Origin of the sequence: Pseudoalteromonas sp. XI10 (assembly GCF_001469895.1) — a bacterium.
Taxonomy (GTDB): Bacteria; Pseudomonadota; Gammaproteobacteria; order Enterobacterales; family Alteromonadaceae; genus Pseudoalteromonas.
Genome location: NZ_LOPY01000047.1, coordinates 205,465 through 231,173 on the forward strand (window position 1 = coordinate 205,465; position 25,709 = coordinate 231,173).

Annotated in this window: 17 protein-coding genes; 9 read left to right on the forward strand and 8 right to left on the reverse strand. The window is 41.5% G+C overall.

The window, feature by feature from the left end; all coding sequences use genetic code 11:
* Positions 1-121 precede the first annotated feature (121 nt).
* The gene (locus AUR67_RS12690; RefSeq protein ID WP_058585537.1) at positions 122-2,641 is read left to right on the forward strand and encodes a TonB-dependent receptor plug domain-containing protein; all 2,520 of its coding nucleotides are present in this window, start codon (positions 122-124) and stop codon (positions 2,639-2,641) included.
* 63 nt (positions 2,642-2,704) lie between these two features.
* Here the strand turns inward: AUR67_RS12690 and AUR67_RS12695 are convergent, their stop codons facing one another.
* On the reverse strand, positions 2,705-3,586 hold the full coding sequence (locus tag AUR67_RS12695) for an intradiol ring-cleavage dioxygenase (RefSeq protein ID WP_082665631.1): 882 nt from the start codon (positions 3,584-3,586) through the stop codon (positions 2,705-2,707).
* 231 nt (positions 3,587-3,817) lie between these two features.
* Here AUR67_RS12695 and AUR67_RS12700 point away from each other — a divergent pair, with 231 nt between their 5' ends.
* Genes AUR67_RS12700 through AUR67_RS12710 form a run of 3 tightly spaced genes read left to right on the forward strand, consistent with a single transcriptional unit; the run spans position 3,818 to position 6,640 of the window.
* Positions 3,818-5,335: an ATP-binding protein gene (locus AUR67_RS12700; RefSeq protein ID WP_058585539.1), complete on the forward strand. Its 1,518-nt coding sequence runs from the start codon at positions 3,818-3,820 to the stop codon at positions 5,333-5,335.
* A 1-nt stretch (position 5,336) separates the two neighbouring features.
* Entirely contained in the window at positions 5,337-6,032 is a 696-nt protein-coding gene (locus tag AUR67_RS12705; protein WP_058585540.1) for a response regulator, read from the forward strand.
* Positions 6,033-6,091: 59 nt separating this feature from the next.
* Positions 6,092-6,640: a hypothetical protein gene (locus tag AUR67_RS12710; protein WP_058585541.1), complete on the forward strand. Its 549-nt coding sequence runs from the start codon at positions 6,092-6,094 to the stop codon at positions 6,638-6,640.
* Here AUR67_RS12710 and AUR67_RS12715 read toward each other — a convergent pair.
* From AUR67_RS12715 to AUR67_RS12725, 3 genes are all read right to left on the reverse strand, one after another.
* Positions 6,637-7,542: a tetratricopeptide repeat protein gene (locus AUR67_RS12715; protein WP_058585542.1), complete on the reverse strand. Its 906-nt coding sequence runs from the start codon at positions 7,540-7,542 to the stop codon at positions 6,637-6,639. The two genes, AUR67_RS12710 and AUR67_RS12715, sit on opposite strands and share 4 nt — an antisense overlap.
* A gap of 67 nt (positions 7,543-7,609) precedes the next feature.
* Positions 7,610-8,347: a hypothetical protein gene (locus AUR67_RS12720; RefSeq protein ID WP_082665633.1), complete on the reverse strand. Its 738-nt coding sequence runs from the start codon at positions 8,345-8,347 to the stop codon at positions 7,610-7,612.
* A 155-nt stretch (positions 8,348-8,502) separates the two neighbouring features.
* Positions 8,503-9,855 carry a magnesium transporter gene (locus tag AUR67_RS12725; protein WP_054560666.1) on the reverse strand — a complete coding sequence of 451 codons (1,353 nt, stop codon included), beginning with the start codon at positions 9,853-9,855 and terminating at the stop codon, positions 8,503-8,505.
* Between the two features lie 261 nt (positions 9,856-10,116).
* Here AUR67_RS12725 and AUR67_RS12730 point away from each other — a divergent pair, with 261 nt between their 5' ends.
* The 3 genes from AUR67_RS12730 (at position 10,117) to AUR67_RS12740 (ending at position 16,882) form a co-directional block, all read left to right on the forward strand.
* Positions 10,117-12,876 carry a cadherin-like domain-containing protein gene (locus AUR67_RS12730; RefSeq protein ID WP_058585543.1) on the forward strand — a complete coding sequence of 920 codons (2,760 nt, stop codon included), beginning with the start codon at positions 10,117-10,119 and terminating at the stop codon, positions 12,874-12,876.
* Positions 12,877-13,167: 291 nt separating this feature from the next.
* Positions 13,168-15,819, forward strand: coding sequence for a TonB-dependent receptor plug domain-containing protein (locus AUR67_RS12735; protein WP_058585544.1), 2,652 nt, complete (start codon positions 13,168-13,170; stop codon positions 15,817-15,819).
* Positions 15,812-16,882, forward strand: coding sequence for a cytochrome-c peroxidase (locus tag AUR67_RS12740; RefSeq protein WP_058585545.1), 1,071 nt, complete (start codon positions 15,812-15,814; stop codon positions 16,880-16,882). The genes AUR67_RS12735 and AUR67_RS12740 overlap by 8 nt, the downstream gene beginning before the upstream one ends.
* 36 nt (positions 16,883-16,918) lie before the next feature.
* On the opposite strand, the gene AUR67_RS12745 is transcribed toward AUR67_RS12740, so the two are convergent.
* Both AUR67_RS12745 and AUR67_RS12750 read right to left on the reverse strand, forming a co-directional pair.
* Complete coding sequence (locus AUR67_RS12745; protein WP_058585546.1) at positions 16,919-17,917, reverse strand: helix-turn-helix transcriptional regulator; 999 nt, start codon at positions 17,915-17,917, stop codon at positions 16,919-16,921.
* A complete protein-coding gene (locus tag AUR67_RS12750; protein ID WP_058585547.1) occupies positions 17,901-18,818 on the reverse strand; it encodes a GGDEF domain-containing protein in 918 nt (305 codons plus the stop codon). The genes AUR67_RS12745 and AUR67_RS12750 overlap by 17 nt, the downstream gene beginning before the upstream one ends.
* A 284-nt stretch (positions 18,819-19,102) precedes the next feature.
* On the opposite strand from AUR67_RS12750, the gene AUR67_RS12755 reads away from it, so the two are divergent.
* Complete coding sequence (locus AUR67_RS12755; RefSeq protein WP_058585548.1) at positions 19,103-21,403, forward strand: TonB-dependent receptor plug domain-containing protein; 2,301 nt, start codon at positions 19,103-19,105, stop codon at positions 21,401-21,403.
* A 58-nt stretch (positions 21,404-21,461) separates the two neighbouring features.
* On the forward strand, positions 21,462-23,390 hold the full coding sequence (locus AUR67_RS12760) for a phytase (RefSeq protein ID WP_058585549.1): 1,929 nt from the start codon (positions 21,462-21,464) through the stop codon (positions 23,388-23,390).
* A 58-nt stretch (positions 23,391-23,448) separates the two neighbouring features.
* On the opposite strand, the gene AUR67_RS12765 is transcribed toward AUR67_RS12760, so the two are convergent.
* Positions 23,449-25,035 carry an L-lactate permease gene (locus AUR67_RS12765; protein ID WP_058585550.1) on the reverse strand — a complete coding sequence of 529 codons (1,587 nt, stop codon included), beginning with the start codon at positions 25,033-25,035 and terminating at the stop codon, positions 23,449-23,451.
* A gap of 81 nt (positions 25,036-25,116) precedes the next feature.
* Positions 25,117-25,701, reverse strand: coding sequence for a YqaA family protein (locus AUR67_RS12770; RefSeq protein ID WP_058585551.1), 585 nt, complete (start codon positions 25,699-25,701; stop codon positions 25,117-25,119).
* Positions 25,702-25,709: the final 8 nt, after the last annotated feature.

Consider the following 25,709-nt stretch of genomic DNA (forward strand, 5'->3'; position numbering starts at 1 on the left):
GTAAATACAGTGAGCTAAATAGCTTGTTTAGATAATCATATAGTATACTTTTATGTTATTTGTTTGTTCCTTTTTTATTGATAAACTGCGAAGCGAAATCAACGTTAGATGGGATCCAACAATGACAATTTTTAAAAAAGTACCTTTGCAACTCGCAATTGCAAGTACGCTAGCTACATCAGTGACTGCAATCGCTGCTGAGCAAACAACTGACAACACCGTTCAAGATGTTGAGGTTATTTCTGTTACTGGTACTCGCCGTAGCCTTCGTAGCATTTCTGAAAGTACCGTGCCTGTCGATTTATTAACTAGCCGCGATTTATCAAGCACAGGCCAGCTTGATATGAGCCAAGTATTGGCATCACAATTACCAAGCTTTAACTACCCAAGTGCCACCATTGCTGATGGCACTGACCACGCGAAACCAGCTGTTTTACGTGGCCTTGCTCCGGATCACACATTAGTTCTGATCAATGGTAAACGCCGCCATGCCGGTGCATTATTAAACTTAAATGGTACGGTTGGCCGTGGTTCAACGGCAGTAGATCTAAATAATATACCTACTTCTGCAATTAAACGTGTTGAAATTCTACGTGATGGCGCTGCAGCTCAATATGGTTCTGACGCGATTGCCGGTGTGATCAATATTGTATTAAAAGATGCCGATGAAGGCGGTAGCGTGAGCTACACATACGGTGAATACGACACACAAATGGCAGGCTCTCCTCAGCTACTAAACACCACAACCGATAGCGAAGGCAACTTAAGCTTTGAAACTGGCAGCGACCGTGAAGTAAACGACGGCATTACGCGTACAGCAAGTGCTAATGCGGGCTTTGCACTTGGCGATAATGGCTTTATTAACGTGTCGATTGAGTCACGTAATAACGAGCCAACAAATCGCTCTGGCTTTGATGCACGTGAGCAATATAGCCGTGATGAGAATGGCGATTTAGATTCACGTGAATTTGACTTTGACCGCTATAATCACCGCTTTGGTAAAGCCGATATCGAAGACTTCGCGCTTTTTTATAACCTAGGCTATGAGTTTGATAACTCGCTGTCGCTTTACTCATTTGCAAGTTACTCAAACCGTAAAGGTAACTCAGGCGGTTTTTATCGTCGCGCTAAAGATTCTCGTAACTTAACTGAAGTGTATCCTGACGGTTTCTTACCGCAAATTGATACCGATGTTGATGATTACTCATTTGCAATTGGCTTAAATGGCGAAACTAATGATTGGGCTTGGGATGTAAGCACCAATTATGGTCGCAACGATTTTGGCATTGGCGTAAGCAACAGCTTAAATACCTCGATGGGTGTTAGCAGCCCAACAGAGTTTGATGATGGCTCGCTTGTTTATGAACAATACTTAGTGAACATGGATGCAAGCAACACACTAGACTTAGGTTTACCTGATGATGTGTTTGTTACGATTGGTGCTGAGTATCGTCACGAAAACTACCAAATTAAAGCAGGTGAAACAGCCTCTTACCTAACTGTATTAGATGACGATGGCAACCCAGTTGCTGCCGGTGGCGCGCAAGTGTTACCTGGTTTCTCACCAGAAAGTGCAACCGATAAAAGCCGTCATAACATTGCGGTATTTGCAGAGTTTGATACTTACCTAACTACAGATTGGAACCTTGTTTTAGCAGGTCGTTTTGAAGATTACAGTGATTTTGGTAGTACCTTTACCTCTAAACTTGCTTCGCGCTATAGCATTAATGAGTCGCTGTCGCTACGTGGTGCAATTAGCACAGGTTTTAGAGCGCCTTCACTTGCCCAAACATCTTATAAATCAGTAAGCACTGTTTTTGAAAATGGTGTGCCAAATGAAGTGGGTTTATTCCCTGTTGATGAGCCTGCAGCGCAAGCACTGGGAGCTCGTGATTTAGACGCTGAAGAGTCAGTTAATATGACGGCGGGTTTCATCTTTACGCAAGGCGGCTTTAGCTTAACCCTTGATGCGTACCGCATTGAAATTGACGACCGTATCGTATTGTCTGAAAACTTAAGCGGCCCAGAAGTTGAAGCGATTTTAGCCGAAGCAGGCGAAGTTAATACGCAGCGCGTTCGTTACTTTACTAATGCTATTGATTCACGTACGCAAGGTGTTGATATTGTTGCAACCTACTCATTAGGTTTAGAAAACTATGGTGATTTACGCTTAAGTGCAGCGGTTAACTTTAACGACACAGAAGTGACGAATGTTAAAGAAAACCCAGCAGAGCTAGAAGCGCTAGGTGATAGCTACGAGTATTTCTCTCGTCGCGAAATCACACGTTTTGAAAAAGGCACACCAGCCGATAAATGGAACCTATCTGCAACATGGGATTATGAAAACTTCCAAACTACATTACGAGCAACTCGTTATGGTGAAGTAGTTGATACATCAAGTACTCCTGATGGAGATGAAGTACTTGATGCTAAATGGATTGCTGACTTAGAAGTGGCTTACCGCCCTGATGAGCAGTGGAAGTTCGCATTAGGTGCCAACAACCTATTCGATCAGTACCCTCAAGATACTGTGAGTAATATTGGTTTTAGTAATTTTAATCAAATTTTCCCTTATAGTGGCTTTGCGCCATACAGCTTAGATGGCCGTTTTATTTACGGTAACATCACTTATAGCTTCTAAAAAAATAGGGCGTGAAAGCAGCAATTGCTAACACGCCCTAACCTACAATGATAAGTGAATAAATTAACTAATTTGAATAGTGTGATACGCCAATAAAGTGCCATCACTATTTTGTGCTGTGTTTAAAATAAACTGCTCATAATCACTACCAAACACGTTGTCGTTGCTAGCAAGGGTTGTATCTTGTTCACCGCGTGATTTGTAATCGCTATGAGTGGTACAAATTTCTTTTGCAAACGCATCAGTAAAACAGAACTGGCTAATTACATAGTCGTTATTGTTGTTTGCTACTTTAAAGTGAATATGAATAGTACGGCCAGAGTACCAACCTGGGAAATGCGTTTTAAAGTTCACACGACCACTGCTATCTGTGATCAATGAACCACGATACCAGGTACTTGCCTCAGCTTCGGCATCGTCACCAGTACAGAAGTCACCCGCAAAACGTGAGCTATCAGAACTACTGCTAGTATCGCCCGAGTAAATACCGCTGGTATCACAGTGCCAAACCGATATTTCGTAATTTGCTAATGGGTTACAGTCGCTATCAATTAACTGTAAACACAGCATCATAGGTAAACCCGTTAGGCCATCCGAGATGTCTTCGTCTGAATCAGCTTGGAAATAACATGGGCCTTCGGTTGTTGCTTGAGTGAGTGCTAACACACATGCGGTTGATGTTTCAAAAATGCTGTCATCAGGAAAGTCATCAGTAATAAGTGCTGTTGTGCCTGATACATAATCACTGTCGTTCGTGGTTGTTGTATCGTCTGTATCAGTGCTGGTGTCTGTATCTGTTGATGTATCGGTGTCTGATGTTGTATCGGTGGACGATACTGTATCTGAGTTACAGCCTAAAAATGCCAACATAGGCACAGCAGCAACTGAAATACCTAATGTTTTAAGCATTTTTCTACGAGTATAAAGTTCAGGTTTTAAAGTCATCTTGTGCCCCTTCGCTAACATGAGTAATTAACGTTGAGTATAAAGAACAAATGTAGAGACTTTGTGTAGAAAAAGTGGTGCTTTTATAGAGTGACTAGGATGCACATGCCAAAAAATAGACATTTATAGTATATTCATTTCTGGCTATTACATTTTACTATTACATCTATGAAGTTAATTCACAAACTCTTAATTACCAATCTTATCATTACGCTACTACTGGTGCTGACCATGTTTGGTCTAAATGCAATTTCCAATAAGCGTATGCTCAATAATGTGTTTGAAGATATAGATAACGAAGCATTTAACCGAATAGCCACTGAAATTAGCCTGCAGTATCAGCAAACGGGTTCGATTGGGATGTTTATCGATTCTAAAGCCCTGTGGTATGAGCTAATCAACCGTAATTTTCATTCAAGCCGTTTATTGTTTTCGCCCAATAGCCCAAAACCAGGAGAGCCCGGCCCTTTTCCATTAATTGGGCCTCCTGAAAAGCATATGCAAAATGAGCCGATGCCACCCCCCGATGACTTTGGGATGCCACCATCGTTCGACCAACCACCTGAATTTGCCCCACCAAATGAGTTTAACGAGCCTGCAAACTTTGCTGACATGCATGAGCCGGCACCTCGCAATAACCCCATGGCTGATGACTTCATGCCCTTTGAAAAGCGCCTAAGTTTGCTTGATGAAAAAGGCGAAATATTGATTGCAGGCAATACCGAAACTGAGGTCGTGAACGAGCAAGAAATCACCCACAATGGCGAGGTTGTTGCGGTGCTTCAGCTGCATGCTAACCGCAATCATGTTAGCGCGCTAACTCAGCATTACCTAAATACACAAATTAATATCAGTTTGTGGACAGCAGGGATTGGTTTATTAATTGCGTTATTGTTTAGTTACTTACTCGCACGTCATTTTACTAACCCTATTTCTCAGCTGAAAAAAGGCGCAAAAGCCCTTGCAGAACGCGAATTTGAGACCCAAATAACCGTCAACAGTAGTGATGAATTTGCGACCTTAGCGGATGATTTTAATCGTATTGCCACAGAGCTCAGACGCTTTGAGTCGCAGCAAAGCCAATGGCTCATGGATATTTCTCATGAACTACGCACGCCTTTAACTATTTTAGAGGGTGAACTAGAGGCCATTAACGATGGCATTATCGAACCAAACCAAAAGGCAATAAGCTCACTGCAAGAAGAAGTGGCGCTGTTAAGCCGACTTGTGAACGACTTACACAAAGTCAGCTCACTCGACAGACACAGCTTTAACTATCATATGGAAACTATTGATTTTAATGCCTTGGTGGCCCTACAAGCGCATAAGTATGCGTTTAAATTTCAATCCAAAAACATCACGCTTAATGCCACCTTACCAGAGCAAACAGTGATGGTTTTGGCCGACCAAAATCGTATTACACAAGTTCTACAAAACATTTTAGAAAATAATTTACGCTATACCGATGAACAGCAAAAAGTCTGGTTAGATTTAACCGTGTCTAACCATCATGTATTTTTGTCGATAGAAGATTCAGGCCCCGGTGTTCCTGATGAGGCTCTTGAAAAACTATTTGATCGCTTATATCGCACCGATAGCTCTCGTAACAGAAAAACCGGCGGTTTTGGCTTAGGCTTGGCGATTTGCCAAACAATTGTTGAAGCCCACCAGGGAAAAATAAATGCAACTAAAAGCCGCTTAGGCGGTCTGTGTATAACGTTAAAACTCCCGCTTGCAGAGGCGCAATAATATGTCAGAAACCTTAGCTAAACAGCATATTCTCGTTATTGAAGACGAAGTTAAAATTGCCGAATTAATAGAAAAGTATTTATATCTTGAAGGGTTTAAAACAAGCCTAATTCACGATGGCAACTGCGCACTGGATGCTGTTAATGAGCTAAGCCCTGATTTGATTATTCTCGATATCATGCTGCCAGGCACTAACGGCATCGAGTTATGCAGCAAGATAAGACAATACAGTGATGTGCCTATTATTATGCTTACGGCACGGGTTGAAGAAATTGATCATTTAATTGGTTTTGATGTTGGTGCCGATGACTATGTTACTAAACCATTCAAACCAAAAGAGTTAATGGCGCGTGTGAAAGCTATTTTAAAACGACGCCGAATGCCAAGTAGTAAACCTAGTACATTCAAAGCAGGCAATATTATTGTTGATCCGAGCGAATACAAAGTACTGGTAAAAAATGAAGAACTGAAACTAACAATTAATGAATTTAGTTTATTAAAAATATTAATTGCCTCACCTAATAAGGTTTTTTCACGCCAAGATTTACTAACCATGACTCAAGGAAAGTACTTTGAGAGCTACGAGCGCAGTATTGATTCACACATTAAAAACTTGCGTAAAAAGCTGACTCAAGCCGATCCTGATAGTCATTACATTGAGTCAATTTATGGCGTGGGATATAAATTTAAAATTTAAACAACCTTTTTCAAACTTGCGACGACTAACTAAATAACATAACCCATTAGGACATCATTATGAATTTAGTACGTATTAGCGTAAGTGCACTCTTAATAACGGCCACCACTGCTTGTATTGGCCTCTCTAATGCCAGCACAACAAACAACCAGGGTGATTATCGCGTTATCACTTTTAAAGACTGTAAAAAGGTAAGCGAAAGTCCCCTCAATAACGAGCAAATTGCAGCATACCTAGAGCTTGAGCGTGAGCAAGTAAAATTAGAAGCACTTGAGCAACCAATTAATGACATAGAGCTACAAGTTTCTGAGTACTCTGAGCAAATAGAAGCAATCACCGAAGAAGCAGTTATTGAAGACGAGAACCACTTGCGAATTAATAAAAGTTTATTAAAAGAGCAAGATAAGCTGGCCAAAGAACTCAATAAACTTATGGCTGCTCATGATGCCGATTTTAAAGCACTGGAACAGCAAGCAAAATTAATTGAACATGCCGCTAAGCAGTTTGATAAAACTATGAAGCCTTTGATGGAACAAGGTGAGTCAACCCATCTACAAATTTTAGCGCCGGGTGAAGACGAAAAACCAGGGTGTTTTTACACTATCTAAAGCACGTTACCTAGGTGTGCATAAAGTTTCGCATGTGATTGCCGAATGTCTTCTTTATGCACTTGCTTAAACCATTTTAATGCTTGATCTTGCTTTCCTGCTTGCCAATTGATTTCAGCAAGACGTAACTTATAAATAGCAATCACATGCCTATCTGAATCTGTATCCATGTACTTAAGAGACTGTACATAAACTTCATCGGCTTGCTCATAATTTGCCAGAAGTTGGTGGGTACGCGCTAAATTACCTAAAGCAACAGAGATTTTGCGGTTATGGTTGGTTTTTAAAATCCAATCAGCGGCGGTTTTTCGATTTGCAAGTGCACCGTCTACATCACCTAATGAGTGAAAAACATTTGCTTTATTCGAAGCCAGTTCAAAGTGGAAAATGGGATCTTTGCTTTTGCCAAAGCGTCGCTCTGCCCTATCAAGAATTTGCAATGCCGTTTCTTTATTACCAAACACGTATTGCAAATTAGCCAATTCAACCATACGCATAGGGTTACCAAAAGAGTCAAAGATTGCTTGCAGTTTTTCAAATGCTTTTGCGGCATATTTACGACCAGTTTCAAAGTCGCCTAAATAATGCATTGATTTGGCGTAATAAAAGTAAACTTGCACCTGAAATACAACAGGTAACTCTTCACTGGTAATGAAAGGCTCAGTGCTATCTTTCAAGATTTGATATTCCATTTTGTCGTAGAAATAATCAAACTGATAAGATTTAATCTCATACCAACGTGCAGAGCCAAGCTCACTGCTTGCTAGCTGTTGATTAATGTAATCTAAGCAACTAATTTGTGATTGTTTCTCACAAAACATCTCATGATCACTAAAATTTTCAGAGGCATTGGCATTAAGGCTCGATAATCCTAACAATAACAAGGCTAACTTTTTCTTCATGCACTATTTTCTCAGCGATAACTCACTCAGAAAACTAACAAAATTTAACAGCTTATAACAGTAATTTTTAATTAAATTGATAAGTGTAACCCAGCACTAAATTTTGATCTGAGCCGTAATCACTGTCTTCTGTTGCAGCAAATAGTTTAAAACTTTGTTGTTTATCAAATTGATAACTTGCACCAATAGCGGCGAAATAACCTGAATAATCGTTAGAACCTACCGAATACGCTGCTGCAGTCATTAATGTCCATTTTTCGGATAATGGCTTTAAAGCAAACGCGCCCAAGTAACCACCATCACTACTGTTTGGAATAAGCACCCAACCTTCAGGGCCAGGAATTTCTGTTGTTAAACACGCACCTTGCCCTGCTAAACAAGCAATGTCACCATCAACATGGCTATAACCACCCATAGCGAAAATTTGCCAACCATAGGGCGCAATATCAAAGTAACTCAGTGGCATAAAAGTGCCAATACTGTAGGTTGTGCGCTCAGCTCCTTGATCATAACTTTGCTTACCAAAGTTAAAATTAACAATGCCAATATCAAATAGCCACGAGCCACCAACACGCCATTCATCACCATTGGCACTCACACTAGCATTAAGCTTTTTAACTGCTCCTAAACTTAGCGAACCGGTGATCCTTAATTCATCTGAATAACTTGCGCCAAACTGAGTGACGACCTTGGTGGGATCTTCACTCAGTTTAGTTTGTTCACCCGAAGCGCTTTGTGCTGCTGATGCACTAAACACTGACATTACCGATAAAGCAGCGAGTGCTGCTTTTTTACCTAATACCATATTAACGTCCTTTTAGTTTGACTGAGTCACAATTCATAATAACTGTGTATTAGGTAAATAAAAGTGTTTATTTTATGTTTCTTGGAAAGGTATCACTTGAGGGGAGTAATTTTGTAAAAGCTGGCTAAACACTACTTTAGCCAGCATCCAATCCCTTAAAGAAGGAGTAAACTACCTAAACCTAGGAAGGTGACAAAGCCAACGATGTCGGTGACTGTGGTCAGGATCACAGACCCTGAAAGGGCTGGATCGATTTTAAGCTTATCTAAAATCGATGGGATCACTACCCCTGATAATGAAGCAGCAACCAAGTTAAGTAAAATAGCGATAGTGATGGTTAAACTTAACATGCCATCGTTGAACCAAAAATAAGTGAGTACACCAATCACAAAGGCCCAAACACAGCCATTTAGCGCCCCTACTCTTAGCTCTTTTTTCAGCAGTGCTCTACGGTTGGAGTCGGTAACCTGACCAAGCGCTAAACCGCGCACAATTACCGTTAACGTCTGACTACCTGCAATACCACCCATTGAAGCGACAACCGGCATTAATACCGCCAGCGCAACCACTTGCTCAATAGTTGCACCAAACAAACCAATAAACCAAGAGGCCAAAAACGCCGTTGCTAGATTAATACCAAGCCAAATACCGCGGTTTTTTGCCGATTTAGTGACGCTTGAGAACAGATCCTCGTCTTCACGAAGACCACCGGCTTTTGCAGCGGCTTCGTCGGTCACTTCTTGACGCAATTCATAAGCTGATGACACTGACAATCGGCCTAATAGTTTGTTGTCGGCATTCACAACTGGCATTGCCATTTGTTCACTGTGAATAACCACTTCAGCAGCCTCGTATAGGTCGTCATCAGCATGTAAAGCCGATACATCTAGGTTCGCGTAATCTAGCAGGCTGTCGTTATCGTTAGCTTTAAATAAAGCATTGATAGCCACTTCGCCAATGAGAGTGCCCTTACGGCTGACTAGATAAATCACCTCGGTATATTGCGGTAAGCCTTTTTGAAATATTTTACGCGCGCCAGCCACGGTGAGTTTTTCTGACACTTTTAGTGCATCAAAATCGAGCCAGTGACCTAACTGCTCTGGGTTATATTGCTGTGCAAGGTCGTACTGCTTTGTTTGAACTTCATCGAGTTGTCTGCGTGCATAATCAACAAAGCGCTCAGGAATAATTTCTTCAAGTTCAAGTAACTCTTCTACGCTCACTTCGTCCAGTAGCTTAAAGCCTTCGGCTTCTTCTAGACTTTGCAATAACCAGCGACAGCTATCGCCACCTAGGTTAATGAAAATTTCATGTTGTGTATCTTCATCAAGTAATTGCCAAATCTCTAGACGCTGTTCTTTAGGTAAGGCTTCAAACAATAACGATAAATGTTCAGTAGAAAGCTTTTCTTTAGCATCAGCAAGTAACTTATTTTTGCGTGTTGTGGTATCACACTGAAGCAAGTCATCAATTAACTGGGGAAGTTGGTCAACAGGATACTCAATCATTTGAGACCTCGGTTAATTACATCAATAACAATAGTCTAACGCAGCTCGGGAAAAATAACTGCTCTGAAAAGGTATATTTTTTGAAACCAAACAATTACCCCCAGCTGTAAAACATCGTTTTTAAATCACTGTTTCAAGCTAGAGAATCAAAATTGCATAAAAAAGCACATTCAAACGCAATTAAGATCTATTATCATTCGCATTATAATGATAACATCTCAGCCCTCCTTAACTTTCTCAATAATAAATACAGGTATCAGCATGAAAAACAGAATAAAGTATTTACCACTTGTGATTGCATTTGCTCTCACTGGCTGCGGTGGTTCAGATAGTAATAATGCACCTGAGTTCACCAGCAACTTAACATTCACATTAGATGAAGATACATCTATTACGGGCCAAGTTGTGGCAGCAGATGATGACGCTGTTAGCTATACCCTAGGCTCTGCAGCAAGTAACGGACTATTTGCTTTAAATGCTGATGGTACATTTACCTATACCCCAAAAGAAAATTTTGCAGGCCAAGACACAGTAACCGTTACCGCCACTGACGGCAGCTTAAGTACTGATGCAGTACTTACTTTTACGGTTAACAACGTTAACGATGCACCAACGCTTACGAGCCAGTCAATCACTGTAACCACCTCAACAACAACTGAAGGTTCATTAACTTTTAATGATGCCGACGGTGACACTGTAACTGTCTCTTTAGTAACGCCTCCTACCAACGGTACCCTTACTCTAGATGAACTAACAGGGGCATTTACATTTACCGCAGAAACGCTGTCAGAAATTAACGATAGTTTTGTTATTGAATTTACCGATGGCAATATTAGCTCGCCTATCAGCGCAACCATTGAATTAAAACCTTCGTATGTTACGAACGAAGATAAGCTCAATTACTACTACAGCTCAGATAAGTCTCATTTAAAACAAGCTGAAGCGATTAGTGAAAATATCAATGACGATGTGTATTTGAATACAATTAATGCAAGCTTAGGTCTTGGTTATGTTGTTGCTGGTTTCGAAGAAAAATCAAATCAACACTTTAATGCTATTACCAGCTTAGATGAAAAAGCCAGGGCTTACAGAAGCACATCTTCACAATATGACTCCTTTGGGGAGTATGACATAGCAGCCGAGTTTCGTGCTAAATCTGTCATAGCCTACAACCAGTACCTTGCAGAAAAAGGGCTAAATAATATCAGTTCAGACGATCCTGATTTTTATCAGAATGTCATCAAACTATATAATCGTGCAGGTCAAACAAATTTAGCAAAGGAATTACTCAATACCCTCACTACTTTTGCAAACGAAATAAAAAGCGATGAATACACAGTCGCTTACGCAAAATATTTAGCTTCTTTTTACAAAACATCTAACTCATTAAGAGAAGACTACTACTCTGATAGAACAGAAGAAAAAAGACAGCAAGCAATTGAGAGCGTTATTGCTATGGGTGAACTAGCTGAGCAAACAGGTTACTTCATCGAAAAAAGTGGTGACTTTAAAGGCTTACCTAGTGATCGAATTAAAGCACTATACGTCTTAAGGGCAGCTGAAGCTTCATTGCGTCTAAACGAAACAGAGCTTGCCAAAAAGTATGTTAATTTAGCTTTATCACTATATGGTATTACAGGCTTAGATAGTAACTATGTGTACCAAGCCAGTCCCTACTATGAAGCAACCAAACATCAATATCAATTTCCCTTAGAAAGCCTTACAGGACTCATTCACGGCCTTTACAACATACCTCTCGACGAAAACCCTGCTTTGAAATTAATGACAAAAGAAGCAAATATAAGTGACGCGCTTGAGTACAGTATGGGACAAGACATTGCTAAAAACCTCATTGCAGGTCAGGAAATTGACGATGCAGTATCATACGCAAAGACTTATTTTACAGAAGATAGCAAAGTTAATATAACCAGCTTTTACAAAGCTTTAACCTGGGAATCTAACCAAGATGGCGCTGTACTTGTACTTGAAGCTAGAGGAGAAAACGAACTCGCGTTGCAGGTTCTAGACTATGCTGCAGACATCTTATTTTCTGAAGCTTTCATTACAGAGCAAAAATATGCAAGATATATTACAGGCACTTATGGATGTGCAGGGATAGTGCAAAAAGCTATCTCTTTAGGTGGCTTAGATCATGCTAAAAGTTATGCAAGCAGATGTAAAACTATGCTCGCGACTTATTTATCTCCGAACTCAGAGCTATTCACCACGAAAGTGGCACTGGAGGCTTATCGTAATTTAATTAATATATACGACTTTATTAATGATAACTCTGAGCTAACAGCTGCATTAGAGATAATTAATCAACATATAGCATTACTCTCTGATGATAGTGAAAAAGTTAAAGAATATTTAGCGATCACTGGTTACTTAGTTAAAGCAGGCGAAGTAGAGGTAGCTAAGCAACAACTACTACAAACATATTTTATTATCTCAAACCTCAAAACATCTTTAGAATTTGAAGATTACATAGATTTAGTAGAAAAGGCGGCAATAGCCTCAATAAGTGATGCCCCAATAACTACAGGAGTTTATTATCAAGATTCGTTTGTTACATCTTTGAAAAAATACCAAACGTCCAACTCTCAATATTTGTCAATTTATAATGAAGTTATAGCTGCACTTCATGATTTAGCTAATGATGCAAATCAGGCATTAATGAAGCAATCTGAAAAATTAGTAATAGATAACACTGCTATGCTAGTCACACTATTTGCAAGACTTGAAGACGATGCAGCAGTTACTGAGCTAATTAATCAATCTGTACTTGGTGAAGCCGATAAATTAGCGCTTTATGCAAATTTTGCTGTAATTCGAGCAACTAAAAATGACTTCCCTACATCTTCGATTGCGAGTATCGATACGGACCACGATGGTAAACCCAACTTCTTCTTATCAGGCGCATCAGAGCAAGCAATTGCCGACTCAGGCTTAATTGCTGATAAAGATGCCGACAATGATGGTATTGAAGACAGTATCGATTTAACTCCTTTAGGGGAGTAGTACGTTCATATCACGGCGAGGCAGTTATGCCTCGCCCGCCAAGTTAAAAACCTCAAAAAAATTCATAAAAAATACAAACATAAAGAATTTAATATTCCTTAAAAAATTAAAAAACCAACAAATACAATTGAGATCTATTTCTATTCGCATTTTTAATTGTTACAATCACCCGCTATTACCTTTGTGCAAAATATGCAACAAATTAAGCTATTTAATAAAGGTAATTAACTATTGCCAGCTCTTAAGCGGCCTTCTCTTTAATCTAATTGGTACTATTTCAGGAGTTTTACCATGCAAATGCGCTACTTATCAGCGTGTTTGATGCTTTTACTTAATGCCCCTTTACACGCTAATGAAGTAAAGCAACAAACAACAGATCCTCAATGTAACGATAAGAACAATAAGCAATGCAAAGAGATAGAGCGCATTACTGTTAAAGGGCAATACATCGGAATTGAAGTACCTGAGGTGATAGGTCGTGCCTATTTAGATAGAAACTTTATCGAAGCAACCCCCAAAGGTAATGGTGATATCAACGAATTGATTGCCTTACTACCGGGCGTGCAATTAAGTGAAGACTACTACTCAATTGATAACCTTGCTGAAATTAGCGCCCCTGAAATAAGTATCTCGGGTGCAAAGCCTTGGCAAACAGGCTTTATGATTGATGGCATGAATTATAACAATCGTCTTGATCCTGCCAGTGCGAGCCGTATTGGAGCCTCTGAAAATGAGGTGTCAGGCGGTGTGCAGAGCATGAACATTAACAGTCAAATTGTTGAGTCGATTACTGTTTACGATCATAACATTCCAGCAGACTTTGGTGACTTTTCTGGTGGCGTGGTCGATGCCGAAACTATTTCACCTTTTTCTACAGATACTCGTGTGAGCTTTGGTATTCGTGGTAATCGCAGTGATTGGGGGGAGTACCATATAATCGATAACGATGAGCCTGATGACACCGCAGAGGGCAAAGACGACCTTGAGCCACCAATCTATGAAAAAACTAATATCGATTTTTCAATCCAAAAAAAGTTAAATGAACAACATGCTTTACTAATGAGCGTGAGCTATTTAAAAAGTGATATTTCGGATATTTCGCTCTCGGCGCAGAAGGTCGAAAGTAGAGAAAACATCAACGCCTTACTGAAATACAGCTACCGCGATGGCTGGGTTGACTCACTTGATTTAAGCGTTATGTATGCCCCATATACATCGGACTCTTATTTAAAAGACGTACTCAATAGTGACTATCAAGTTGAGGGTGGCAGCATTGGTTTTACTGCAAATTTAGCTGAAGAAACTCGCCTTGGTCACTTCAGCAGCAAATTTAATATGAGTCAAAGTGATAACAACCGTACAGGGCCTGCCCACTTTTATACTTGGCTTCAAGCAAAAGGGAAAGAGTGGGGTCAATTAGCAGATCAAAGCGCCGACTCAACTCCTGTTTCAGAGTACGGCGGCTATGGCAATCTTGATAATACGCAAACCAGCATTAATTGGCGAAATACCTTAACACTTGAGCGTAAACAGTGGGGCAGTACTGAACACGCAATTCGCGTTGGCGCTGAACTTAACCATCAAAACTATGAGCGTACTCGCCAACAAAACTATTATAAGTATGACTCACCAGTTCAATACTCATCAACCAACGCACAACTTAATTGTAGTGGCTATACCCTTGATTGTGTTGAGCAAAGCTTTTATGTTGATTTAGATACCCTTGCCGAACAATTAGGCGGCAGTATCGACTTTAATAACCCAGAGCACTTACTTGCCTACTCGAATAACGTAGCGACAACTGCCCAGTATTTTAACTCTCGTCTTGTCACACCAAGTGAAAATATCGATGTAAGCCTAAATAAAGCAGCACTGTATGCTACCGATGTGATCACTTGGAAACAGTTTGATTTTCATTTAGGTGTTAGATACGACTACGATGATTTTTTCAAAAATCACAATATCGCGCCACGCTTATCAATGGGTTATGACGTATTTAACGATGGCAATACACTACTGACTGCTGGTTTAAACCGTTATTACGATGCAGGCCTACTCGGTTATAAAATTAAAGAGCAACAAAAGTTCGCTTATCGTGAATACCGTCCTATTCAAAGTGGTTACTTACAAGCTTGGCTTCCTTCTTCTTACACAGGTAACTTTCGTTATATTTTTGACGATGTGAAAAGCCCTTACGATGATGAAATTGCGCTAGGTCTTCGCCATGCTACCGAGAGTTTCGGTAACTTTGCAGTGAAATACGTACATCGCGACAAAAAAGACCAGCTATCTAGAAATGAAGAAACCAACCTAAAAAACGATGGTTATCAATATATTACTATTTATAATAATGGTACTGGCAAAAGCGAACGTTACTCACTGTCTTGGGATGCAAAATTTGGCGACCATTCAATATGGGCCAATGCATCTTATAGCCAAAATAGTGAAAGCAATAGTGACTACACTGCAACACCCGACAACACCCCTATTGAGTCGCTGGTTTACTATGAGGGTGAGCTCATGAGCTTATCTGAGTTAGATACCCTTAAAGCGAATTTTGGTCGCCCAGTAACTGCTAACTTTGGTTGGAATACAGATTGGACTGATACTTTTTCAACTGGTTTAACAGCAACTTACAGCGGCAGTTACACAACTGCAATTAAGTCTAGTAGTGATCAACGAATTGGTATTGGTAGTGAGTGTACTACGTGTGAAGCAGTTGAAATATTTGTACCAAAATACGAAGCACATACCTTTGATTCTCGCATTATGTTTGCCTTAAGTAGCCGTTGGAATTATCAAATAAGTCAATCTCAATCTCTTGAAGTTCGCCTTGATGTCAGCAACTTATTCAACGCACGTAGTCATGCTATTACAGAAGGAAACTCTGGTATTGAGCCCGGAAGAATGTTTTGGTTAGGGGTGTCTTATAACTATGAATAAATGGTTATTTTTATTAACTTGCTGCATTTTTACAACGAGCGCCTTTGCGCAAGAGCAGTCAATACGTGAATTATACGCAAAGCCCCAACATGAGTGGCCAGCTATTATTAGCAGTAAAGATGTGCCAGCTGCACCACTCAAACCTTTAAAAGCCAAGCCGATTAATCAAAGTGATGAGATCATCGCATTAGGTGAAAAACTATTTAACGATACCCGTTTGTCGCGAGATAACACGGTAAGCTGCGCAAGTTGTCATGAGTCTCGTTTAGCGTTTTCAGACAGGCGAAAGTTAGCTGTCGGCATTGACGGTCAAGTCGGCACACGAAACACCCAAGCCATTATTGGTATTGATCATTGGCAAAGCTTCTTTTGGGATGGCAGAGCTAAAACTGCAGCTCAGCAAGCGTTAATGCCAATTGAAAACCCTATAGAAATGGGCAGTTCGGTTGAGCTTGTGCTTAAAAAAGTAAACAGTGCTGAGGACTATAAAAAACCAATACTCAATGCCTTTGGCAAAGAAGCGCTTAATAAAGAGCTATTAGCTCTATCGCTTGTTGCTTTTGAGCGCACCTTTGATGTACCTGAGTCATTATTCACGCGCTTTATTGATAAAGCGCAAACGAATCCTAGTGAAGCGGTTGCACTTTTAAACGATCAACAACTTGAAGGCTTACATTTATTTAGAACCAAGGCGAGGTGTATGACTTGTCATGAAGGTGCTTTACTCAGCGACAATGAATTCCATGTTACGGGGCTACATTTTTATGGTAGAAAACTTCAGGATTTAGGGCGTTTTGATGCCACCCAAGACCCCGCTGATATTGGCAAGTTTAGAACCCCTTCTCTTTTAGCGTTACAACAAAGTACGCCTTGGATGCACCATGGTGGCTTTCAAAGTTTGCTAGGGATAGTCAACTTCTACAACGCAGGTGGAGCAAGGCCAAAACCGAGAAAAAAATTTAAAGATGATCCAAACTACCCACAGACAACTGAGTTACTGCATAAGTTAGAGCTCAGTAAGGATGAAAAAAATGCACTCATCGCATTTTTAGAAACCCTTTAACTGCACGCTCGCTCTTAGCGATAAGAGCGGGCTTTCTTACCCCTTTAATTGACTTGGCGTAAGCCCGGTCCAGCGTTTAAACGCTCGTCTGAAATTAGCAATATCATAAAATGATAAACGCATGGCGACTTGCTCATTGCATTGTTCGCGCATGGCAAGTAGGTAAATCGCTTTGCGCTTACTTTGCTCATCATACAAGGTAGAAAACCGCACGCCATGGGCTTTCAGTTTGCGCTTGAAGGTTGCAGGGCTCATGGCAAATTGACTGGCTACTTGGTCTAAATTTAACGCCGGAGTTTGATAAATTAATCGGCTCACGGCTTCCACAAAGGTGCTATTTGCAGAATTTAATGCAGCTAGCTGCGAGTTAATTTGTGAGAACCTAAAACTACTAAACGCGGGGTTAGTAAGCCTAAGCGCGTGTTTATTTAATACCCAGCGGGTTATAGGTTTTTCAAAAGCGACTTTAAGGCCCAAGTGTTGCTCATATTCTTGGCTATGTCTGGCGCGTTTATAGGCAAACTCAAACTGACAAGGGATTCGCTCACCCGCCACTTTTTTAAGAACTTGGTAAAACGCGGCGCTATAAATTTCCATTACGTACTGGCTTATTTCATCATCCAAGCCCACAGCATTTTGCAGCACAATGTAATACTGCTCGTTATGTACATAACTGTAACTAAATAACAAAGGTGCCAGTTGCATGCGCAAATTGTGTAACTGCTTTAAAGCTTGGCCGATGTGCGCTGCATGTAACACGCCTTGGGCGGCAACAGAGGTATCGTTCGCCAGCTGACTGCCTAATAAAAAACCGCTGTCGGCGGACTTCATCAGCTGCTTAAACTGCGTCAATAAACGCACTTGCTGTGAAATACTAAACTGATGCTGCACACTCATTAAGTCTTGCTCAAACACCCCTGTGCCTCTGAGTAACTTATGTAGTGCAATGCCGCGACTTAAGGCCAGCTCCACCAGCGTGGTAATTAGCCCTTGTGCGGTTAGGTATTTATCATCTTGGTTAAGATACGGCTTCACAATGGCTGACTCTTTGTTGTTTTTGTTGTTGTAACTTAGCGTGTAAACGCGAGCTTAAACTTTGTGGTGTATCGCCTTGCATACTTCCCACTAATGCCGCTGTTACATCTTGAAACTTCGCGTGTTTTTCACCTTCGACCTTAAATGCACAATGGCTCAGCGCCGAGGTAATTTGCGCCACCAGTTCTTTTGCTTGTACTGCGCTGGTATTTGGCATTAGCACCATAAAGCAGTCTCCTGCATAACGGCAAACGACATCGCTAAGGCGGCAATTCATCAATAAAAGCTCGCTTACTTCGCCTAGTAAGCGGTCGCCTTCGATAAAACCAAATTCAGCGTTAAAATCAGCAAAACCGCGAATATCAATGGCGGCTAGTTGCAATGGCTGTGGCTCACTTAACTGCTCTTTTAGTACATCTTGTAAGTAATCAGCCTTATACAACCCTGTTATTGAGCACACTAACTCATGCTCACGATGCTGTGCTTCACGGCGCTTTAGCTGCCTATTCAGTACGTATTGCTCTTGGTGCCACTGATAAAGTCCAAGACTTGTGAAAATCATGCCAATCGGCGCAGGCAATGATTCAATCCAAGTAAGCCACGTGTTAGTTGGTTGATGTAACCACTCATCAAATAAATCAAGGGAAGCTGAAAACATAAAAAGCCCAAGCCCAAGCACTAAAAAGCTGGTGACTTTGCCGGGCGGCCTCGAAATAAGCAGCGCAGCTATCCAAGTAAGGGTCATAAGCACAATGCCACCCTCGCCTAAAATATCTAACCATGCGATATCAGCAAAAGGCTTTAATTCTCCTGCTTGCGCGCTTAGCAAAAACGCAATTACAAACAGTGCAATAACAGCATTGGTTAAAAATCGATGATGAGTAAAAGGGTTATATCGCATTCTCAGTACCTAACAATAATTCACGCTGCCATGCTAACTCGTTAGCGTTTAAAGCAGCAGGGTCATATTAGCTCAATGATGTGACAGCAAAACGACAGTCAAACCTTGTTAAACCCTTTAAGCACTGTATTTGCCTTAAAAAGATGGGGTTATTGCAGCTCAAAAGCACTTTTAAAACCCACTAATCACTTGTTTTTACTGGCTGTTAGCGATTTTCTGTCACATTTGCGTCATTTAAGCTGCGTACTTTGCTCATCAAACCAAGGACAACCAGGAGCAAACCCATGAAACAATTTAAAACGAAGGCGTTAGTAAGCGCCCTCGCCTTATGCCAATTTGCCGCTTACGCACAAGACGAACAAAGCAGCGATGAGAAAAAAGTAAAAGTCTCTGAAGAGCTTGTTGTATACGGTGAAATTGGTTATCGCAACCGCTCACAAGAGCTGGCACCGACGCTTGAATACTCACAAGAATACTTTCAACGTTTTGAACCGCTGACTGCCGGTGATGCATTAAAACGTGTACCGAGTGTGACGTTTTTATCGGATGTTTTAGAGTCTGATGGCGCGCGTATGCGTGGCTTAAGCCCAGCTTACACAAAGGTACTTATTAACGGTGAAGAAGTACCTGGTGCAGGTGCTGACCGCTCATTCTTTGTTGACCGTATTCCTGCTGAGCTTATTGAGCGTGTAGAAATTATTCGTGCTTCAAGTGCAAACCGCTCTGCTGATGCCATTGCCGGCACTCTAAACATTGTATTACGTGACGGTTACAGCCTAGATGGTGGTTACCTTCGTGCGGGTGGCCTGCGTTATGACGATGGCGAATTAAAAGAAAGCTTTGCTGGTGTATACGGCACTGAGTTTGCTGGTGGCCGTTTATTACTTGGTGCGAACTTACAAGGTCGTTATAACCCAAAACAAAAATCAAGCCTACGCTATGGCGACAGCCCAGAGAATAACGCCAATTACAAAACCGAAGAATTCGATAACCGCGAAGATCAATCAGACATCCGTGACGGTGACGACACCTCGCTAAACGCCAGCTACGAAATAGCTTTTGATGACGGCAGCAAGTTCGATATCAGCGCAATTTGGGTAGATACCGACCGTACAGAAGATGAGCGTTCATTCGAATATGACGATCCAACAGCAATCAATAACTCAATTGTTGAAGGCGGTAACCTTGAAACCGACAACGCCAATGTATCTTTCATCGATCAAACTAACTACAACATCAACTCGGGTTATGAGTTACCCCTTTTTGGTGGCACAAGTAAATTTAAGCTTGGTTTTGCAAGCTTTGAAGAGTCTGTTTACGAGCAAGAAGTAGAAATCGATACTTCTGAGCTACCTATGGTGTTTGAGGAAGAAGAAGAAACCGTAGACCTTGATGACAAAGAATGGTCATTACAATGGCAACATAGCTTATTTGCAGGCGAGAGCAAAACCATACAATTCGGTGCCTTTGTCCAAGGTAAAGAGCGCGATACAGCGGTTTATCAAGCAGAAGGTGAAAGTGAACAAAGCTTTACAAGCTGGGATCAGTTCAGCAAAACACCACTGTCACTAGCAGGCTTTAACAACGAGTTTGAAGCAGCCGCCGGTGGCGTCAATAAACTCGAAGAAGACCGCCTTGATGTATTTGCATTAGTTAAGCACGAAGACCAAGACTTCTCGTGGGAGTTAGGTGTGCGCTACGAAACAACCGACTCAACTATTACAGACAAAGCAGAAGGTGTAAGCGCTGAAAACGATTATGACTTTTTCTTACCATCGGCCCATTTACGCTTTAACGTCTCTGAAAACGGTCGTGTCAGTGCATCTGTAGCACGTAGCTTACGACGCCCTGATTTTGATTACATCACCCCTGCTCTACTTGAAAAAGAATTAGGCGATAACGACTTTTTAGGTAACCCAGACCTACAACCAGAATCATCTTGGGGTATGGACTTAGGCTATGAATATCGCTTAGGTAAAAGCGGCGTCGTGGGTATCAATGTGTTCTACCGCGATGTGACTGACCTTATCGAAATAGCTAATACAGGCCAACAAGGTTCAGAAGGTGATGGTACTTACATTTTGCAACCGCGTAACACCGGTGATGGCAATGTACAAGGTATCGAGCTTGATTTATCAACGCCGCTAAGCGCCATTAGCATGCCAAACACAGGGGTATTCTTTAACTACTCATGGCTTGATTCAGAAGTAGATGACACCTTTGGTAGCCGTAAATTCAACGACCAATCTGACTATGTGTTTAACGTTGGTTTTATTCAAGACCTACCTGATTTAGGCGCTTCGTTCGGTGCAACTTACCGTAAACAAGGTGATGCTTATGGCCGTATCGTGGGTGAAGAAGTAACCACACACTACGGCGCAGACCTTGAAGTATTTGTAGAAAAACGCTGGCAAGACGTCACGCTTCGTTTAGTGGGCTCAAACCTATTAGATGCAAGTAAAGACGAAACCTTTAACAAGTTCGACACGGTTGATGACCAAATCAACCGCGACTTTGACGAGTATGAACTGGAGTCTGAAGAAGCAGGCCCTGTTATCCAGTTAATGCTGCGCTACGCGTTTTAATACACATAAGAGTTATTAAGGCAGCGTATTGCTGCCTTGTTGTATATTTGGGGATCCCATGAATTTTAAAAAACCACTTAATCTTGTTGCCAGTGCAGTGATGCTAAGCACCCTAGCAGCGTGTAGCCAAACAACGGCGACCGAGGCACCAAGTAAAAACCAATTAACAGCCTTTGGCACGACTGAAAATATGCAAGGCTCACAAGCAGCAGCCCTTGCTGATGACGCTTGGCTATTAAGCTCACAAAGCCAAGGCCTGCAACTTATTGATGCCACAGGTAAACAGCACGCATTACAAAAAGGTAACTTCGAAGCGTTATCTGTTAAGGCGATCAACAAAAACAGCTATCTTGTTGCTAGTATCGACAACGAAGCCGACCAAGCGGTGATTTTTAGCTTACAAAAAGCAGCTAAATGGCAGCTAACTGAAATTAGCCGTATCAGCCCACCAAAAGCAAAACCTGAGGCGGTGTGTTTATTTACTAACCCGACAACTCAAGCTGTTTCGGCATTTGTGGCAGACGCTCGTGGTCTTATCCGCGAAACACTGGTGTTTGATATGGCAAACAAACGCACATTAAACCTTGAATTACGCGAGTTTGCTGGTGTAAGTGAAACATCAGGCTGTGCGGTTGATGATAACAGTAAAACTCTTTATTTAAGTGAAGGCGAGCTAGGCATTTGGCAAATTAACGCAGATGCTGAATCGCGCGCCGATAAAAAGCCCGTGGCTTTGATGTCGCCATTTGGCAGCTTAGCGCCTGAAGTTGGCGGTTTAACCACAACAGATGATGGTAGCTTATGGTTCACCACCTCTGAAGATAACCAATTACATCGCTACGAAAAGAGTACTAAACGTTTTAACAGCTGGCAATTTGCTGGTGAACTGGCGATTGAATCTGCCGCAGTGCGCTTCAACAATAAGCAAGCTGATATCGTGTTATACGATGACGAATCAGGTCATTATGTAAAAGGTCAAATAGATGGGCAGGCTAAACAACATAATAGTGCTAAACCAGCCGCTGTTACTTACATCAATGCACAAGCGCAAACCGATGCAGTACGTGCTTTTGGTGATGCCGCCGATGATCCTGCTATTTGGGTAAACCCTAATAATGCAGCTAAAAGCCTGATCTTAGGTACCGATAAACGCCGCGGTTTAATGGTGTATGACCTTGCAGGTAAAGAGCTACAAACGCTAGAAACAGGCCGTTTAAATAATGTTGATGTGCGCCAACATGCAAGTATCAACAACGCAACAAATACCTGGATTGCAGGTAGTAACCGTACTCATAACAGCATCAGTGTTTACAGCGTCGATACTCACAATCAGGTGCAACATCTTGCTGAGCTGCCAACGACTCTAAAAGAAATTTACGGTATGTGTATGTACTCATCAAACACAGGCAACTATGTGTTTATGAATGACAAATCAGGTCTATTTCAGCAATACAAATTAACAGGTAATAATGAGAGCGTATCAGCACAACTAGTACGCGAATTTAGTGTTCCAAGCCAACCTGAAGGTTGCAGTGCAGATGATAAAACCGCACAGCTATTTTTAGGTGAAGAAGACGAAGGTATTTGGTTTATTGGCGCTGAGCCAACAGCAGGAAATAAACCTGTAATGCTGCAAACTGTGAACGATATGTTGGTTGATGATGTAGAAGGCATGGAAATCTACCACGCAAAAGATGCCCGCTATTTAGTGGTTTCTAGCCAAGGTGATTACAGCTATGTGCTTTATAAAATTATCGATGGCAATACTCCTAGCCTTGAGTTTGCGGGTAAATTTGCAATCAGTAATAACCTAGAGTTAGCAATTGATGGCGTATCAGAAACCGATGGCCTAACGGTAACACCAGCTGCGTTACCGGGATACCCTGAAGGGGTGCTAATTGTGCAAGATGGTTACAACCGTATGCCACAGGCACCGCAAAACTTTAAGATTATTGACTGGCGCGAAGTAAAAAAAGCCATTCAATAAATTACTCCGTAAGGGTGCTCGGTTTATCTGGGCACCTTTTTTATCTGAACATGTTTAATCAGTAAAATAAATAACTAAAACATCCAACTATTGCACCGTAAATCAGCATTGGCAAAAAGGTTTTCTTAAGCACTGGCCCTTCTTGATTATTCACTCCAACAATACTGGCTACAGCAATAATATTGCTAATGCAGATCATATTCCCCATCGCCGCCCCCGTTGATTGCAACGCAAGCACTAAGGCTTCTGATAAGCCCACTTGCTGTGCAATACCATATTGAATACCGCCAAAGGTAAGATTAGACACGGTTGCAGAGCCAGAGAAGAAAGTCCCGAGTGCTCCCAAGTACGAGGCAAATAACACCCAGTGCTCACCGCTTAAATCAGCAAAGGTACTCGCCATATAGAATATGGGCGCATTATGACCGCCTTGCATTAAAACATTCACCATCACCAACGCCCCGATTAAAGCGATACATGGCATAGCGATACGGCCTAAGGTGTCGGAGCACATTTGCTTTACTTGTGGCTTGCTCATTTTAAGTAACGGCACACAGATCAACACCACCAATACAAACGGGATCAACGCTGGTACAAACAAGGTTTTATACGACCACCCCACTGAGGTGCCGAATATCTCATGTAAAGATAAGATCAGCGCTTTGCTTAATTCAAATTGTGCAAAGCCCAAATGAATACTCACCCAGAGCGTTTCGTCGTTAAGCAATGCTTTAATGCCCAACTGATGAATACGGGTTATGACCAGCACAACAATCAAAAGTAATAACGGGAATAATGCTAAAAATAGCGCTTTGGGTGTGAGCTCAACCTTGCCTTTCGTGCTTTGTGCATTTACAGCTGACTTATCTAACCCCACTCCCCTACTTGCTAAATAGATAGTCACTAATAGACCTACTGCACCACCTATCAACGAAGGAAATTCATAGTTCCACTGGGCAAACAACCAATAAGGTAAGACACATGAAAACACACTTAAATAAATGAATACGCTATTTTGACGCACCTTTTTTAGTGGTAAAACAAGACACAGCGCAATCATAGGAATAACCAAAGCAGCAACAACATGACACAGCGCCGTCCATCTTGAGATAGCCAGCACTTGCCCATCATCTAAGTTTAGCGCCGAAAAGCCAAACCATGTTGGTGTGCCTACTGCACCAAAGGATACGGGGATCGAGTTTAAAATAAGAGTGAAAATAATCACTTTAAAAGGCGAGAAACCAAGCCCGACCAAAATAGGCGCAGCAATAGCCGCAGGCGTGCCAAACCCCGATGCGCCTTCGAGCATAAATGCAAATGCCCAACCAATGATCATCAACTGTGCAACTTGATTACTGCTAATTGATTCTAGCCAATGTTTTATCGTGGTTTCAGCCCCAGATATTGCCAACATTCGGTTAAGTAAAATAGCCCCTGCAATAATCGAAATGGGCGTCATAACAGACAACACACCAGCAAACGAATTAGCAAGCAACAGCCTTAAATCAGCTTGAAAGTAAAACAGTTGCAGTAAAGCAGCAAGTAGCGCTGTTATGGGTAAGGCAATATAAGAAGCGATGGGGCTGCGTTTTACCATCATCCAGATCAGCACCAAAATAGGTAGTGCAGCCACTAGGGTATTCATGGGTCATCCTGTTGTTTTTATTAAGCGCTTTCCTTAATTCAAAGTATAGACAGGATAACCATAATCAGTATTTTTTATTTATTAAATAAGTGTACTGAGCCACCAAAGTAACAGTACTAACACAGAAATAGCGACTAAAGCTTTGGTTTTGTGCTTTTGAATAACTCGCTCTGCCTGATTACCCGCGTAATAAACAACGGCAGCAAGGGCAAAGTAGCGGATTGAACGAGCAATAACCGTTGCCAGTAAAAATAGAAAAATTGAATACTTAGTTGCTCCAGCGGCAAGCATGGCAATTTGAAATGGGATGGGCACAATGCCGAGCGTCAATACAAACCAAAAGCCTTGTGCCTGCATTTTTTGCTTAACTTGCTCGAACTGCTCAGGGTTTGAGAAGGTATTAATCACCCAGTCCCCCACTACATCAAATAGATAGTAGCCGAGGGCATAACCAAAAATAGCACCAATAATACAACCAATGGTCGCCATTAATGCGATTAACCAAAGCTTTTCGCGGCGGGCTTGCATTAACGGAACAAGCACAGCTTCAAGAGGAATAGGCACTATGGTTGACTCTAAAAAGGATGCCGCCGTTATTGATTTGAGCATATGTTTAGAGTCGATAAACTGCCGTGTTTTTTGCTTTAACTTTTTAGCAATTGCCATTATTCATC

Coding starts and splice junctions, on each gene's coding strand:
- AUR67_RS12690 (WP_058585537.1), top strand. CDS start 122: ATGACAATTTTTAAAAAAGTACCTTTGCAACTCGCAATTGCAAGTACG.
- AUR67_RS12695 (WP_082665631.1), bottom strand. CDS start 3,586: ATGACTTTAAAACCTGAACTTTATACTCGTAGAAAAATGCTTAAAACA.
- AUR67_RS12700 (WP_058585539.1), top strand. CDS start 3,818: ATGTTTGGTCTAAATGCAATTTCCAATAAGCGTATGCTCAATAATGTG.
- AUR67_RS12705 (WP_058585540.1), top strand. CDS start 5,337: ATGTCAGAAACCTTAGCTAAACAGCATATTCTCGTTATTGAAGACGAA.
- AUR67_RS12710 (WP_058585541.1), top strand. CDS start 6,092: ATGAATTTAGTACGTATTAGCGTAAGTGCACTCTTAATAACGGCCACC.
- AUR67_RS12715 (WP_058585542.1), bottom strand. CDS start 7,542: ATGAAGAAAAAGTTAGCCTTGTTATTGTTAGGATTATCGAGCCTTAAT.
- AUR67_RS12720 (WP_082665633.1), bottom strand. CDS start 8,347: ATGGTATTAGGTAAAAAAGCAGCACTCGCTGCTTTATCGGTAATGTCA.
- AUR67_RS12725 (WP_054560666.1), bottom strand. CDS start 9,855: ATGATTGAGTATCCTGTTGACCAACTTCCCCAGTTAATTGATGACTTG.
- AUR67_RS12730 (WP_058585543.1), top strand. CDS start 10,117: ATGAAAAACAGAATAAAGTATTTACCACTTGTGATTGCATTTGCTCTC.
- AUR67_RS12735 (WP_058585544.1), top strand. CDS start 13,168: ATGCAAATGCGCTACTTATCAGCGTGTTTGATGCTTTTACTTAATGCC.
- AUR67_RS12740 (WP_058585545.1), top strand. CDS start 15,812: ATGAATAAATGGTTATTTTTATTAACTTGCTGCATTTTTACAACGAGC.
- AUR67_RS12750 (WP_058585547.1), bottom strand. CDS start 18,818: ATGCGATATAACCCTTTTACTCATCATCGATTTTTAACCAATGCTGTT.
- AUR67_RS12755 (WP_058585548.1), top strand. CDS start 19,103: ATGAAACAATTTAAAACGAAGGCGTTAGTAAGCGCCCTCGCCTTATGC.
- AUR67_RS12760 (WP_058585549.1), top strand. CDS start 21,462: ATGAATTTTAAAAAACCACTTAATCTTGTTGCCAGTGCAGTGATGCTA.
- AUR67_RS12765 (WP_058585550.1), bottom strand. CDS start 25,035: ATGAATACCCTAGTGGCTGCACTACCTATTTTGGTGCTGATCTGGATG.
- AUR67_RS12770 (WP_058585551.1), bottom strand. CDS start 25,701: ATGGCAATTGCTAAAAAGTTAAAGCAAAAAACACGGCAGTTTATCGAC.